The organism is Azonexus sp. GW821-FHT04F04, assembly GCF_059420025.1.
In genome coordinates, this window is sequence record NZ_JBWKSX010000017.1 from 13113 (window position 1) to 27650 (window position 14538).

Annotated in this window: 16 protein-coding genes; 8 read left to right on the forward strand and 8 right to left on the reverse strand. The window is 60.3% G+C overall.

The window, feature by feature from the left end; genetic code table 11:
• Positions 1-34: 34 nt before the first annotated feature.
• Positions 35-1141, forward strand: coding sequence for an NADH:flavin oxidoreductase/NADH oxidase (locus AC07TV_RS21400; RefSeq protein ID WP_027458820.1), 1107 nt, complete (start codon positions 35-37; stop codon positions 1139-1141).
• On the opposite strand, the gene AC07TV_RS21405 is transcribed toward AC07TV_RS21400, so the two are convergent.
• The 6 genes from AC07TV_RS21405 to AC07TV_RS21430 form a co-directional block, all read right to left on the reverse strand.
• Positions 1138-2025, reverse strand: a complete 888-nt coding sequence (locus AC07TV_RS21405) for a LysR family transcriptional regulator (RefSeq protein ID WP_494650399.1) — start codon at positions 2023-2025, stop codon at positions 1138-1140. The two genes, AC07TV_RS21400 and AC07TV_RS21405, sit on opposite strands and share 4 nt — an antisense overlap.
• Positions 2022-3029, reverse strand: a complete 1008-nt coding sequence (locus AC07TV_RS21410) for a phosphonate dehydrogenase (protein ID WP_027458818.1) — start codon at positions 3027-3029, stop codon at positions 2022-2024. Before AC07TV_RS21410 ends, AC07TV_RS21405 begins: the two co-directional genes overlap by 4 nt.
• Before the next feature lie 21 nt (positions 3030-3050).
• Positions 3051-3848: a phosphonate ABC transporter, permease protein PhnE gene (phnE, locus tag AC07TV_RS21415; protein ID WP_027458817.1), complete on the reverse strand. Its 798-nt coding sequence runs from the start codon at positions 3846-3848 to the stop codon at positions 3051-3053.
• Positions 3849-3879: 31 nt separating this feature from the next.
• The gene (phnD, locus tag AC07TV_RS21420) at positions 3880-4740 is read right to left on the reverse strand and encodes a phosphate/phosphite/phosphonate ABC transporter substrate-binding protein (RefSeq protein ID WP_027458816.1); all 861 of its coding nucleotides are present in this window, start codon (positions 4738-4740) and stop codon (positions 3880-3882) included.
• On the reverse strand, positions 4737-5543 hold the full coding sequence (gene phnC, locus AC07TV_RS21425; protein WP_027458815.1) for a phosphonate ABC transporter ATP-binding protein: 807 nt from the start codon (positions 5541-5543) through the stop codon (positions 4737-4739). The genes phnD and phnC overlap by 4 nt, the downstream gene beginning before the upstream one ends.
• Positions 5544-5777: 234 nt before the next feature.
• Positions 5778-6122: a MerR family DNA-binding protein gene (locus AC07TV_RS21430; RefSeq protein WP_481158408.1), complete on the reverse strand. Its 345-nt coding sequence runs from the start codon at positions 6120-6122 to the stop codon at positions 5778-5780.
• Between the two features lie 110 nt (positions 6123-6232).
• Here AC07TV_RS21430 and AC07TV_RS21435 point away from each other — a divergent pair, with 110 nt between their 5' ends.
• Both AC07TV_RS21435 and AC07TV_RS21440 read left to right on the forward strand, forming a co-directional pair.
• Positions 6233-6895, forward strand: coding sequence for an SOS response-associated peptidase (locus AC07TV_RS21435; protein ID WP_341743056.1), 663 nt, complete (start codon positions 6233-6235; stop codon positions 6893-6895).
• A gap of 233 nt (positions 6896-7128) precedes the next feature.
• Complete coding sequence (locus tag AC07TV_RS21440; protein ID WP_424243848.1) at positions 7129-7527, forward strand: thermonuclease family protein; 399 nt, start codon at positions 7129-7131, stop codon at positions 7525-7527.
• Positions 7528-7795: 268 nt separating this feature from the next.
• On the opposite strand, the gene AC07TV_RS21445 is transcribed toward AC07TV_RS21440, so the two are convergent.
• A complete protein-coding gene (locus AC07TV_RS21445; protein ID WP_027458834.1) occupies positions 7796-9196 on the reverse strand; it encodes a heavy metal sensor histidine kinase in 1401 nt (466 codons plus the stop codon).
• On the reverse strand, positions 9193-9870 hold the full coding sequence (locus AC07TV_RS21450; RefSeq protein WP_027458833.1) for a heavy metal response regulator transcription factor: 678 nt from the start codon (positions 9868-9870) through the stop codon (positions 9193-9195). Before AC07TV_RS21450 ends, AC07TV_RS21445 begins: the two co-directional genes overlap by 4 nt.
• Positions 9871-10048: 178 nt before the next feature.
• On the opposite strand from AC07TV_RS21450, the gene AC07TV_RS21455 reads away from it, so the two are divergent.
• From AC07TV_RS21455 to AC07TV_RS21475, 5 genes are all read left to right on the forward strand, one after another.
• Positions 10049-10690, forward strand: coding sequence for a c-type cytochrome (locus tag AC07TV_RS21455; RefSeq protein ID WP_205205071.1), 642 nt, complete (start codon positions 10049-10051; stop codon positions 10688-10690).
• Positions 10691-10786: 96 nt separating this feature from the next.
• Positions 10787-11227, forward strand: coding sequence for a DUF411 domain-containing protein (locus tag AC07TV_RS21460; protein WP_205205072.1), 441 nt, complete (start codon positions 10787-10789; stop codon positions 11225-11227).
• 21 nt (positions 11228-11248) lie between these two features.
• Complete coding sequence (locus tag AC07TV_RS21465; protein WP_027458831.1) at positions 11249-11593, forward strand: copper-binding protein; 345 nt, start codon at positions 11249-11251, stop codon at positions 11591-11593.
• An 80-nt stretch (positions 11594-11673) separates the two neighbouring features.
• The gene (locus AC07TV_RS21470) at positions 11674-12945 is read left to right on the forward strand and encodes a TolC family protein (RefSeq protein WP_027458830.1); all 1272 of its coding nucleotides are present in this window, start codon (positions 11674-11676) and stop codon (positions 12943-12945) included.
• The gene (locus tag AC07TV_RS21475) at positions 12942-14531 is read left to right on the forward strand and encodes an efflux RND transporter periplasmic adaptor subunit (protein WP_494650400.1); all 1590 of its coding nucleotides are present in this window, start codon (positions 12942-12944) and stop codon (positions 14529-14531) included. Before AC07TV_RS21470 ends, AC07TV_RS21475 begins: the two co-directional genes overlap by 4 nt.
• Positions 14532-14538: the final 7 nt, after the last annotated feature.

Consider the following 14538-nt stretch of genomic DNA (forward strand, 5'->3'; position numbering starts at 1 on the left):
GTCCAGGACTGGACATGAAGAAGACTGCCAACCCATGAGTACCCTTTTCGCTCCCATCGAACTTGGAACGCTGACACTGCCCAACCGTATCGTGATAGCGCCGATGTGCCAGTATTCGGCACAGGACGGCAATGCCACATCCTGGCACCTGATGCACCTGGGCCAGCTGGCGCTTTCCGGCGCCGGCATGCTGATCATCGAGGCTACCGCCGTTGAGGCAGAGGGCCGCATTTCGGCGCAAGATCTCGGCCTGTGGTCAGATGAGAACGAGCAGGCGCTGGCGTCCACGCTGGCGCAAGTGCGCCGGCATTCGGCCATGCCGATTGCAGTGCAGCTGGCGCATGCCGGCCGCAAGGCATCCACTGTTCCACCCTGGCTGGGCGGGCAGCTGCGCCCGTCTGGCGAAGGCGGCTGGCGCACGTGGGCGCCCTCGGCCTTGCCTTTCACTCCCGGCAATGAAGCGCCGCAGGCGCTGGATGCGGCTGGCCTTGTGCGCATTCGCCAGGCCTTTGCTGCGGCCGCGGCGCGCGCGGCCCGTATCGGCATCGATGCCATCGAAGTCCATGGCGCGCATGGATACCTGCTGCACCAGTTCCTTTCGCCGCTTTCTAACCGGCGTGACGATGCCTATGGCGGGTCGCTGGAAAATCGCATGCGTTTTCCCTTGGAAGTATTCGAGGCGGTGCGTGCAGCCTTTCCGGCCGGCCGGCCGGTCGGCATCCGCGTCTCGGCAACCGACTGGGTCGAAGATGGCTGGGATATCGAGCAAACTTTGGCATTTGCCGCCGCTCTGAAAGTGCGCGGCTGCGATTTTCTGGACGTGTCCACCGGCGGGCTGTCGCCACAGCAAAAAATTTCCCTAAGCCCGGGTTACCAGGTGCCGTTCGCGGAAAGATTGAAGCGGGACGTCGGCATGCCGACCATTGCCGTCGGCCTGATTACCGAAGCACGGCATGCCGAGTCCATCGTCGCCAGCGGCCAGGCCGACATGGTGGCGCTGGCGCGCGGCATCCTGTACGACCCGCGCTGGCCTTGGCATGCGGCCGCCGAACTGGGCGCGCAAGTGGATGCGCCGCCGCAGTACTGGCGTTGTCAGCCGCGCGAGCTCAAGGCGCTGTTTCGCGACGCCCGGATCAGCTAGGGTGCGGGCGCCAGCGGCGCGGTTTCACCCTGCAGCAAAAATTCGCAAAAATGACGCGCCGGCGCGTCCGGCAAGAGGTCCTCGCGGCTGATCACGTACAGGTCCTTGTGCAGTGCGCCGCCTTCGAGGGGAATTGCCCGCAGACTGCCATCGCGGTTTTCATCGGTCACGGCGGCCGCCATCACGAGCGAGATGCCGAGTCCGGCCCGCACCGCATGCTTGACCGCTTCGGTGCTGCCAAGTTGCATGGCGATCCCGATGTTGCGCGCATCGTCGCCGAAATAGGACTGCAGCAGCCGCCCTGTGCCGCTGCCGGCTTCGCCGCCCAGTAGCGCCTGCCCGCACAGCCAGTTGCGTGGAATGCTGGTGCGCCCGGCCCAGGGATGGTCGGGCGGCACGATGACCTGCAATTCCTCGCGATGCCAGACGGTGGCGGTAAAGCCGGGGCGTGGATCCCACCATTCCATGATGGCGACGTCGATCTCGAAATTCTGCAGTTGCTCGGCGATGCGGTTGTTGCTGCCAATAGCTATCTGGAGCTTGTGCGCAACGCGGTCGCGGTAGGCGCGCAGACGCGGCTGCAGCAAGTAGGTGCCGGTATTGGAACTGGCGCCGATGCTGAGGACTGTCTTGTCGAACAAGGCTTGCGCGCGGGCGCCGGCGCGTACCAGATGTTTAGCGTAGGGCAGGAATGAAGTGCCTTCCGGCGTCAGTGTGCAGCCGGCATTGCTGCGCTGGATCAGCGCCACCTTGAGCGATTGCTCGAGCCGCTTGATATGTTGCGTGACGGCCGGTTGCGACTGGCCAGTCTGCCTGGCCGCCTCGCGGAATCCCCCCTGATTTGCGACCGCAAGGAATGTGGCGACGCACTCCAGGTTGATCATGTCGCCGTCTTCCTGCCGGGACGGTTGATGGCGCCGGCAGGCGCCTCGCCATTGAGCGCCTGGATAATGTTGCAGGCGGCCTGACGTTCGATCTCCAGGCGCACTTCGGCAACGGCCGAACCGAGGTGCGGCGTGAAAAAAGTTTGTGCAGGATTGTCCAGCAAGGCTTGCGGAATGGCGCGCGGCCGGTCTGGCCGTGCCCATTCTTCCAGCTCGAACACGTCGGCGGCATAGCCGGCAAGGCGGCCGCTGGCGAGCGCTGCAACGACTGCGGCTTCATCGACCACCGAGCCGCGGCAGGCATTCACCAGGTAGCTTCCCGGACGCATCCTGGCGAGCGTGTCAGCATTGATCAGGTGCAGGGTCTCCGGCGTCATCGGCAGCATCGGCACGATGAAATCGCTGGCGGCCAGCAATTCATCGAGTTCGACTTGGCGCGCATTCCATTGCGCAGACTGTTCGGTCGGCAGGGCAACGTGGTCGCAATACAGAATCTGCATGTCGAAGCCAGCCAGCCGCTGTGCGATGGCGCGGCCGACCGCACCCATGCCGATGATGCCGATCGTACGCCCGGTGAGCCCCGTGCCGTACAGCTGCGGGAGCCACCCCTGAAAGCCGCTGCTGCGGATCTGGCGGTCACCTTCCAGCATGCGGCGTGTTAACCCGAGCAGCAGGCCGATGGTCAGTTCCGCGGTCGGGATGGTCAGCAGGTCGGGCACGATGGAAAACCAGATGCCGCGGCGGGTGCAGGCGGCGACGTCGAAGTTGTCATAACCCTTGAGCGCCGCGCCGACGATTTTCAGTTGCGGGCAGGCTTGCAGGAAGGCGTCGTCGATACTGTCGGGCATGAAGACCATGATGGCTTGCGCATCGCGCGCGCGCGCCAGCACTTCTTCGCGCGGCAGGGTGTCGCGCGAAGTATTGGGAATGACTTCGGCAACGCCTTGCAGCAGTTCGATGATTTCCGGATGCACCCAGTGGGTGAGCACGACTTTGGGTTTCATGTAACGATTTCCGTAAATGATTTACTTGAAGGTGCGGCGCAGGAAGGCGCTCAGGGCGTCGACCAGGCTCACCATGACGAGGATGACGATCAGGATTGCCGAGACATCCGTGTATTGCATGATGCGCAGCGATCCCATCAGTTCGAAGCCGATGCCGCCGGCGCCGACCATGCCCATGACCGTCGAGGCGCGGAAGTTGTATTCCCAGCGGTAGATCGCTGTATCGGCCATCTGCGGCAAGACTTGCGGCAGGATGCCGTGGAAGATCACCTGCAGCGGGCTGCAACCGGCGGCGCGCGCGGCTTCCACCGGCGCGCGGTCGGCATGTTCGATGGCTTCGGCAAAGAACTTGCCGACCATGCCCACCGAATGCAGGCCAAGCGCCAGCACGCCCGGCAGCGCGCCGAAGCCGACTGCAGCGACGAACACGATGCCCATGATGAGTTCAGGGATCGAGCGCAAGCCGTTCAGCAGGCCCCGGGCGCATTGGTAGACCAGCGGATGCGGCGTGGTATTGCGCGCTGCCAGCACCGCCAGTGGCAGCGACAGCAGCACCGCAACCGCCGTGCCGGCCACGCTCATGGCCAGGGTGTCGAGCAGTGGCTTGACCCAGGAGCCGGCCTGGCTGAAGTTCGGCGGAAACATCTCGCCGACCAGTGACGCCAGGCTGGGGATCCCTTCGCCCAGGCGTTCGGCGTCGAACAGGCCAACGTAATACCAGCAAGCGATGACGATTGCCAGCACGGTGGCCAGGGAGACCATCGAGCGGTTCCAGGCGCGCTGCCGGCGGTCCAGCAGCGGTGCGAATTGAGCGTGCATGAAGACTCCTGATTGCTTGTGCGATGTGTGCCTAGAACTTGGACAGATCCAGCTTGAGCAGCGTGCCGAGATTGCGCACGACATCGTATTCCTTGTCGCTGATCGGGCCGAAGCCGTCGGCTTTGAATGGCTTCAGCACGGCCGGGTCATTCAGGCCCAGGAAAGCGGCGCGGATCTTTTCCTTCAGCGCGGCATTCAGGTTGGAGCGCATGGTCCACGGGTACTGCGGAAAGGGCTTGGATTCGACCAGCACCTTGACCTTGTTGGCGTCGATGATGCCGCGCTGGACCAGCGATTCGAAAATCGGCTTGGACAGGCCGCCCGCCTGCGCGTGGCCATTCTGCACGGCGATGGCGACGGCGTCATGGGCGCCGACGAAGTGTTCCTGGTAATTCTCGCCGGCTTTCAAGCCATTTTCCGCCAGCATCGATTTCGGGATCAGGTGGCTGGAGGTCGAGGCCTTGTCGCCATAAGCAACGTTCTTTTTTGCGATGTCGGCAATGCCGTTGATGCCGGCGCCGGTATTGATGACCAGGACCGACTGGTAAGTGGTGCTGCCTTTTTGCTTGATCGCGGCGAAGGCTTCGATTTCGCTCTTCTGCCGGGCCAGCACATAGGACAGCGGGCCGAAGTAAGCCAGATCCAGGCGGCCATGGCGCATCGCCTCGATCATCGAGGAGTAATCGGTGGTGACGATCAGTTCAATCTTCTTGCCCAGCGTTTTTTCCAGATACTCTTCCAGCGGCTTGTTGTTCTTGATGACGGTCGAGGCATTTTCATCCGGCAGCAGGGCCACTTTCAGGGTGTCCGGATCCGGATTGGGCGCAGCATGCGCGACGGCGCCCAGAAGGGCAAGCGAGGCCAGGCTAATGGCGGCAAACAGTTTCTTCATAATGCTTCCTTTGCGGTTGCGATGGGAAAGGGAAAACGGACGGTGGCAGCGACGTCTGCCGGCGGCGTGCCCGCCGCCTTGTGCTCGTACAGGGCGGCGGCTTGCGCCGGTGTCAGGGCATCCGGTGTGGCGTCGAACACGAGACGTCCGTGTGCCAGGCCAACGATGCGGTCAGCATACTTGCGGGCAAGTTCGACCTGGTGCAGGCTGATGACCGCCGAGATGCCGTCTTCCTTGCAGATACGGTGCAGCAGCGACAGGACTTTGTCGGCGCTGACGGGATCGAGGCTGGCCACCGGTTCGTCGGCAAGAATCAGGCGTGGTCGCTGCGCCAGGGCGCGGGCGATGCCGACGCGTTGCTGCTGGCCGCCGCTTAACTGGTCCACCCGCGTCAGCGCCTTGTCCAGCAAGCCGACACGCTCCAGGCATTGCAACGCAAATTCCTGTTCGGCGCGCGGCAACGGAAACAGGCTGCGCAGGGTCGAGTGGTAACCGAGACGTCCCATGAGCACGTTTTGCAGGGCCGGGAGGCGGCCGATCAGTTGATGCTGCTGGAAAATCATGCCTGTCTGACGGCGGTGCATCTGCAGCGTCTTGCGGTCCTGGAGGGGGCCGTGTCCGTCGACGCGGACCTCGCCGGCATGCGGGGTGTGCATCAGGTTCAGGCAGCGCAGGAGGGTTGATTTGCCGGCACCGGAGGCGCCCAGCAAAACGGTAAACTGGCCCTGGCAGAAGTCCAGGGTGGTTGGATGCAGGGCAACAAGATTGCCGAATTGCACCGATACTTTGTGCAGATGAATCATGGCGAGTCCTTCGTTGGTTTCGCAATCAAACTGCGATGACGATTACAAAATCGAATTGCCAGGCCATGGTAGGGGGGCTGTGTTACCTGCGCGTGACGAACCGATGAAGAATCTGTGACATCGCCACCGGCGGCACCATTTTTAACTGGGTAAGCGGATTAAATGGTTGATCTTACCTTTGCATGAGAGTGAGACAGACCGGCATCTCATCGGATTATCTGGTTGATGCTTCACCTACTGCTGGTGCATGTTTCCTTCGCTAATTCCAGCAAGAACCCCACACGCCTCAACTTCCCGGTCATCGTTGCAACTCGCTCTCAGTGAAACGAGTTGTTTCTCAAGCGCTTGCAGAGCGGTTATCTGCGACCGCACATGAGAGATGTGATCATCGAGCAAGGCGTTGACGGCGGTACAAGGCTGATGAGGGTCGTCCTGATAGCTCTGTAGTTCGTGAATCTCAGCCAGTGACAGGCCCAGGATTCTGCAGCGACGGATGAAGGCCAGCCAAGCACGAGAAACACGAGAAGCATGAGAAGACCGAAGGCAAGCCAGAGGTGAAGCCGGAAGCCAAGCCGGCACCTCAAGCCCCGGTTGCCAAGTGAGTCTTGCTGTCTGGTAATACCGTAATCTCGTAGTCCCGCAGAACCCCTCGGCGTCCAAAACCGAGGGGTTTTGTTATTCTGCCGGGCATGTGTGCCCACTATGATCCGCAGACCGATCCTGCCCAGCTGAAAGCCTATTTCGGCGTTCACGACCTGCCACTCGGCCTGAAACCCAGCCTGTGGCCCGGGTATCACGGCCCTTTCCTGCGCAAACATGAGTTTGCCGATGTCGGCGACGAAGCGGTTCCGTTCCGGGAATTACTGGTCGGCTCGTTCGGTCTGATTCCTCACTGGGCAAAAGATACGACGATTGCCCGCAACACCTACAACGCACGCTCGGAAACGGTGCATGAGAAACCGTCGTACCGGGATGCCTGGCGTCTGGCTCGGCACTGCATCATTCCGGCCGAAGCGTTCTATGAACCCGACTGGCGCACTGGCCGTGCAGTGCCAACCCGGATTTCCCGCGCCGATGGCAAACCGATGGGGATTGCCGGGCTGTGGTCGATCTGGAAGAACCCGGGTGGCGAAACGACCTACAGCTACACGATGCTGACGATCAATGCAGACCAGCATCCACTCATGCGCCAGTTTCATAAACCTGACGATGAAAAGCGGTCCATCGTGATCCTGCATGAGCAGGACTACGATGGCTGGCTCCAGGCATCAGTGTCAGATAGCCGACGTTTCCTCTACGCCTATCCGGCTGACAACCTCGTCGCCGAAAACCCGCAGCAGCCCCTGCTTTGATAAAGATCGTTTATCCCCGAAATCTGTGGATAAGCTTGTGGGTTCGAGCTTAGGACGAGTCCTAACTGATTGACGGGAATATGCTTTCGATAAGCCGCACAATAATTAGGCAATTTGCCCTCGCTCTGTTGATGACTGGCATCCAGGCCGCGCATGCGGAAGGCCGATTTCATAGACCGTTTGAAGTCACTGGCAGCGTGCTGAAGAACCCTGATGGGGATACCCTCAAACTCATGACTGACGAACGAGGTCTAATCAACATTCGTCTATCCGGTGCCGACACGCCGGAAACGGGTCAGGCGTATTGGAGATCGGCGAGGAATTACCTTCGATCCCTCGTTGCGGGTCAGAAAACCACGGCTTGGTGCTACAAGGAGGATCGCTTCTATCGGCAGGTGTGCCATGTACGGGTCGGAAATCGGGATGTCGGACAGGCAATGATTGAAGCGGGGTATGCCTGGTACGCATTTCAGTTTTCCCCAGAGCTTACGCGAGAGCAGCGCCTGGGTTATCCAGAAGCTGAACGACAGGCGAAAGCTGGACGGATTGGGATTTGGCAGGAGCCGAATCCGATGGCACCTTGGGAGTGTCGCAGGCTGAAAAGAACGGGAAAGGGACAGCTTTGTCGTTAGATGGTGGCGGGAGTTCGGCCTGAGTTGCCATTCGACACTCTGGCTGAAATTGTCGGCAATGCGGCGGTAAGCGACCCTTTGACCTTACTACAGAGGCAAGGTCAAGCGAAGAAACTGGCTAAAAATGTTTCGCCGAAGCCCTTAGCCTTCCCTCGATGATGGGTTTTGAACACCCACAAGAGATTCAAATGGCCCCCTCGTCTGTTTCTAGCCCTGTAGTTGAGTTAGAACTTGGTATTGGCGGGATCGATTTACAAAAAGCGGCCCCCTACTGATGGGCACAGGGTAAAGAAAGTGTGAAGCGCGTTTTTCCACCTTCCGAGTTGACGCCAACATCCCCGCCATGAGCCAACACAATAGATTGGGTTATCGCCAGCCCTAAGCCTGAATTTTCGGTCGTGCGCAGGCGCGAACTGTCGACACGGTAGAAACGATCAAACAGGCGGGGCAAATGTTCGGTAGGGATATCGCTCCCTGTGTTCTCGACGGAGACCAAAATCCTACCTTCACGGTTATTGTCGACTCGAACGGTAACCTTGCCCTCGTTCGGCGTGTGGCGCAGCGCGTTGGATAGCAGATTGCTAACCGCCCTGCGCAACATCAATCGGTCGCCGACGATTTGGCCGTTACCTGTGAGCGACAAGGCTATCGATTTCTCTTCGGCAAGCACGCCGTAATACTCCAGCAAATCGCCAATTTCCTCGGCAAGGTCTATCGGCTCCTGATTGGGGATGATCTGGTTGTTGTCGGCCTTGGCCAGGAAAAGCATGTCGGAAATGGTTCGCGACAAGCGTTCGAATTCTTCCGTGTTCGACGCCAGGGTGTCCCGGTAGTCTTCTGCGGAGCGTGCTTTCGATAGCGTGACCTGTGTCTGGGTCAACAGATTGCTGACCGGCGTTCGCAACTCATGAGCCAAGTCCGATGAAAAATCCGACAGGCGCTGAAAGGACTCTTCCAAGCGCGAAAGCATGCCATTCAATGTGTCGGCCAGATCCGCCAATTCGCGGGGGATGGCTTCGACCGGCAAGCGGGTATGCAGGCGATTGGCGGTGATCTCAGCCGCCTGCCGCTTAATGGCCAGTAAAGGCAACAGGCCGCGCCGGACGACAAACCAGCCGAGCAATCCCATCGCCAGAGTCGCCAGGCTCATGAACCCCCACAAAGTCTGCCGGAAGGAAGTCATGAAGTGCTCGTGATGGGTGATTTCGGTGGCAATTGCCACGGTGTAACTAACGCCACCATCGGTGCCTTTGACCATCGAGGAAACTCCCCGCCATGGCTGGCCGTCGTTGCTGTTCCATTTGACGGGTTGCTCGCGCCTTGGTGTCGCGCCAATGCTTAGTAGATCCTGCGGAAACACCGTCGCTTCGTTGGCATACAGCATTTCGCCATTCTGGTCATAGACGGCAACGATCAACCCGTGATGCCCCGTCAGCGCATCGTCCAATTGCTGGGTCAGTGTCTCTTTCGGCTGACTATCTGGTTTTCGTTCCAAGATATGCCTTGCCAACTGCATTTTGCCGGTCAGCACATCCAAATCCTGCTCTTCGAAGTGGCGCTCAACCGCATTGCCGATAAGCAGGCCGAGCAGGAACAGCACAAAGGCCGAGGCCAGCGCGAACAGCAGAGTCAGCCGGAGTGTCAGTGAGGGGCCGCGGATTGGGGTCAATCGGTAATCTCCAAAACATAGCCCATGCCGCGCACGGTCTGAATCAATTTGGGTTCGTACCCCTCATCAATCTTGACCCGAAGGCGTTTGATGGCGACCTCAATGACGTTCGTGTCGCTGTCGAAATTCATGTCCCAAACCTGGGAGGCAATCAGCGACCGAGGCAGCACTTCGCCCTGGCGGCGTAACAGCAGTTCAAGCAGCGCGAACTCCTTGGCGGTCAGATCGATGCGTTTGCCGGCGCGATTGACCCGGCGGCGCAGCAGGTCGAGTTCGAGGTCGGCGGCGCGCAGGAACTCGGACTCCTTCGCCTTGCCGCCCCGCCGCAGCAGGGTCCGGACTCGCGCCAACAGTTCGGAGAAGGCAAAGGGCTTCACCAGGTAGTCGTCGGCGCCCAACTCCAGTCCCTTGACCCGGTCCTCGACCTGGTCGCGTGCCGTCAGAAACAGTACCGGCATTTCCTTGCCGGCTCGGCGAATACCTTGCAACACCTGCCAGCCGTCGATGCCCGGGAGCATGACGTCGAGGATCGCCAGATCATAGGCCTCGGTCAGCGCCAGATGCAGCCCGTCGAGGCCATTGACGGCCAAATCCACGACGAAGCCCGCCTCGACCAACCCCTGCTTGAGGTAAGAGCCGGTTTTGGTTTCGTCTTCCACCACAAGAATTTTCATCGTTCTCTCCACCAATCATTGGCTATTGATGGCGCATTTTCCGTCGCTTTTAAAGGCCGATTGCCTAGATTACGGAAATGTAATCCGCAAGTCAGCAAGATGTTGGTTTGGTAAAGACAAAATAGCAATTTCGGAGCAAGACCAATTGGACTCCGCATACCCTTACTGAGAAAAAACTATGTGCAGATTTATTTGGGGTGCTCTGGCAACCATCGGCTTGGGCGCGGCAACGGCGGGGATCGTCGTCGTGGCAGGCGTCGTCGATGTCGGCGCCGATACCCCCCACAGTTCATTCACCTACCAGGCGCTGACGTTTGCCCGCGAAAGAGCCATTGCCAGCCGTACGGGTGAAATCCAGACCCCGGCTGATCTTGCCGATCCCGAGCGCGTGCGACGCGGGGCCGGCAACTATGCGGCAATGTGCGTCAATTGCCACCTGTCTCCGGAAGCGCCGGATTCGGAGATTGGCAAGGGGTTGTATCCGACTCCCCCCAATCTTTCCGAAAAACCGGCGGCGCCATCGTCACGTGACGCTGCCCGCGATTTCTGGATCATTAAGCACGGCATCAAGGCTTCCGGTATGCCGGCCTGGTCGAAGGGCGGCATGGAGGATGAGGCCATTTGGGACCTGACGGCCTTCCTGCAAAAGATGCCTTTGCTGTCGGCGACCGCCTACGAGCAACTGGTGGCAGCCAGTGACGGTCATTCCCATGGCGGACTGGAAGGCCACGAAGAGGCACCAGCAGCCCCGGTCGAGGAAAAGCCGGTGGCCAAGGGCAAAAATGCGCACAGCCATGACCACGGAGCGCACAAACATTAACCCCATAAAGATTACAAAAATGTAATCCGACGGACAGCAAATTGTTGGCGTCGGCTATCCATACTGACGCCACTCGACTGACACAGGAGCTTCGCCATGCGTAACCCCTTTCTTGTTCTTGCTTTGAGCTCCGTCCTCGGCGCCGGCCTTTCCACTGCCGTGGCGGCCGGCGAAATGGTGGATGTTTACAAGAGCCCGAATTGCGGTTGCTGCGGCAAGTGGGTCGATCATCTGAAAAATGCGGGCTTCGAGGTCCGCTCGCACAACGTCATGGACGTCCCGGCGGCCCGCAAACAATTGGGGATGCCCGATCGGCTGGGCTCCTGCCACACCGCCAAGGTGGCCGGCTATGTGGTCGAAGGCCATGTGCCGGTTGCCGACATCCAGCGTCTGCTCAAGGAAAAACCGAAAGCCCTCGGCATCGCGGTGCCGTCGATGCCGCCAGGATCGCCGGGCATGGAAAGCCCGAGACCCGTCCCCTACAACACGATGCTGGTCCAGGCCGGTGGCGAAACCAGCATCTTTGCCAAACATTGATCCCCCAAACAGGAGAAACTCATGAAAGCACTTATCACCGCCTCACTGATCGCCTTTTCCACCCTCGGCGCCGTTTCTGCCCAAGCTGCAAGCGACCATGCCGGGCATGCCATGGCCTCGCCGAGCGCCGCGTCTGCTGAAATGCAGATGATCGACGCTCAGGTCAAGAAAGTGGACAAGGCAGCCGGCAAAGTAACCTTGTCGCATGGCCCACTGACCAACCTGAACATGCCGGCGATGACCATGGTACTCAAGGTTTCCAATGTCGCCTGGTTGGACCAGATGAAAACCGGCGATAAGATTCGCTTCATGGCCGAAAACGTGAATGGTGCCATCACCGTCGTCCATTTCGAACCCGCCAAATAACCCAATCGACTGACGGCGAGACGGTGCTTACCTCTCGCTGTCAGCATGCTTCATAAAAACAAATATTGCAGGGAGGTCGCATGCGCCGACTCAGGCCGTTACCCATTTTGATCCTGGCGCTTGCCACCGCCTTTGGGTCGCCCGTGCTTGCCCAAGACGCCGCCCTTGGTGCGAACGTGGACAGCCTGATCAATTATGCCAAGACACGCAATCCGGAGTACGCCGCGATGCAGGCCGAGGCCGAAGCGTCAGGCGAGCGGGTGACGCCGGCCGGTGCCTTGCCCGACCCGAAGTTTCGGACCGAGTTGCGTGACATAACGCGGATGGGCGAACAGAGTGCCACGCTAGCCCCAAATCGCGTCGGCAGCACCCGTTACTTGCTGATGCAGGACATACCCTGGTTCGGCAAGCGTGACCTGAAGCGCGAAATCGCCGAGCTTGAAGCCGACGGCGCCAAGGGACGTGCGTTGGGCACCTGGGCCGATGTTGCCGGGCGGATCAAAGTCAATTTTGCCCAGTTGTATTTCGTACACCGCAATGAGCAACTGACCCGGGAAATCCTCGACCTGATGACCCGCCTGGAAAAAGTCGCCCAGGTTCGTTATTCCGGCGGCCTGGCGGCGCAGCAGGATGTTATCCGCGCCCAGGTTGAGCAGACCAACATGCGCAACGAATTGATTGCGCTGGAAACCGAACAGCACCACCTGCATGCCCGGCTGAATGCCTTGCTGGCCCGCCCAAGCAATGCGCCCTTGCAGGAACCAGCGCAGTTGCGCAAGCTGCCGACTCCCGTGGCGCTGGATTACGCCACGTTGGAAGAGCGCGTGCGAACCCGCAACCCGCAACTGTTCGCCGACGAATCGAAAATCAAGGCCGCCGAGAAATCCCGCGACCTGACCTACAAAAACCGCTATCCCGATTTTACGCTGGGCGTATCCCCCATCCAGTACCAGAGCGCCATCAAGGAATGGGAGTTGATGGTCGAGCTGAATATCCCGCTGCAGCAGTCTTCGCGCCGGGCGCAGGAGCGAGAATCGGAATCGATGCTCAATGCCGCCCGCTCGCGCAAGGAAGCCACTACCAACCAAGTCTCCGCCGAACTGGCCGAGGCCCTGGCTGGTATCGAAGCCGCCCGCCGCACGGAAAACCTGCTGGCCAACAGCCTACTGCCGCAGGCCGAACTGACCTTCAAGGCGGCGCTGGCCGGGTATGAGACCGGCAAGGTCGATTTCGCCACCTTGCTCGATGCCCAGCGCCAAATCCGGCAGGCCCGACAAAACCAGCTTAAGGCCCAAGTCGACGCCCAGATGCGTCTGGCCGAAATCGAACGTCTTTTAGGGGAAGATCTATGAACAAGGGTGCAGGACTGACCATCGGCGTTATTGCCGTTGCTGTGGCTGCCGGTGGTGGTTACTGGCTGGGCGGACGTGGCGGCGCTTCCCATGGCGATGCGGCACCGGTCACCAGCGCCCCGGCCGAGCCGGCCAAGAAAGAGAAAAAGCTGCTGTTCTACCGCAATCCGATGGGACTGCCCGACACCTCGCCGGTGCCCAAGAAAGACCCGATGGGGATGGATTACATCGCGGTCTATGAGGGAGAGCAGGACGACGATCCGGCATCGGCCAACCAGATAAAGATAAGCACCGAAAAAGTACAGAAACTGGGCGTTCGAACCGAAGCCGCCCAATTGCGCATCCTTGACAAGGTGGTACGCGCCGCCGGTCGGATCGAGCCGGACGAGCGCCGCATCTACGCGATTTCTCCTAAGTTCGAGGGCTACGTCGAACGCCTGCACGTCAATGTCACGGGCCAGCCGGTCAGCAAGGGGCAGCCGCTGTTTGAGGTGTATAGCCCGGAATTGGTTTCCGCCCAGCGCGAATACGCGATTGCCGCCCAAGGCGTCGAATCGCTGAAGGAAGCCGGCGGCCAAGCGCGGGACGGCATGAAGCAACTGGCCGATTCAAGCCTGTTGCGTCTGAAAAACTGGGATATATCGGAGGAGCAGGTCAAGGCGCTGGCAAAATCCGGTGAAGCACGGCGCACGCTGACTTTCCGCTCACCGGTCGCCGGCATCGTCACCGAAAAGAAAGCCCTGCAGGGCATGCGTTTCATGCCGGGCGAGGCGCTTTATCAGGTGGCCGACCTGTCGGCGGTCTGGGTGGTGGCTGACGTCTTCGAGCAGGACATCGGTCAGGTCAAGACCGGTGCCAAAGCCAAGGTCAGGATCAATGCCTACCCGGACAAAGTGTTCGAAGGGACGATCACCTACGTCTATCCGACCCTGAAGGCCGAGACGCGGACGGTACCCGTGCGAGTCGAACTGCCCAATCCCAGTCAGTTGCTGAAACCGGCCATGTTCGCCCAGGTCGAGTTGCCGGTCGGGGCCAAAGGAGAGGTCGTCACCGTACCGACCTCGGCCGTGATTGACAGCGGCACCCGCCGCATCGTGCTGGTCCAGGCCAAGGAAGGCCGTTTCGAGCCACGCGAGGTTAAATTGGGGCAACGCAGTGACAACCATGTTGAGGTGCTCGAAGGGATCAAGGATGGCGAGCCCGTGGTGGTTGCCGCCAATTTCCTGATCGACGCCGAAAGCAACCTGAAGGCGGCGGTCGGCGGTTTCGGCCATGCTAGCCACGGCAGCCAGCCGAAGCCGGAGTCAGCCAAGCCTGCTGCTGTCGGGCATCAGGCCGAAGGCACGGTCGAGGGGTTCGACGCCAAGGCAGGTATGCTGACGCTCAATCACGGGCCGGTCGCCAGTCTCAAATGGCCGGGCATGACCATGGAGTTCCAGGTCGCGACGCCGGCGCTGTTGAGCGGACTCAAACCGGGTGCGACGGTGGCCTTCGAGTTTGTCGAGCGCAAACCAGGTGAATGGGTCGTCACCAGCATCAAACCGATGGCTGGCAAAGTGGCGGCCAATCCCCACGCAGGCCACTGACAGGGGA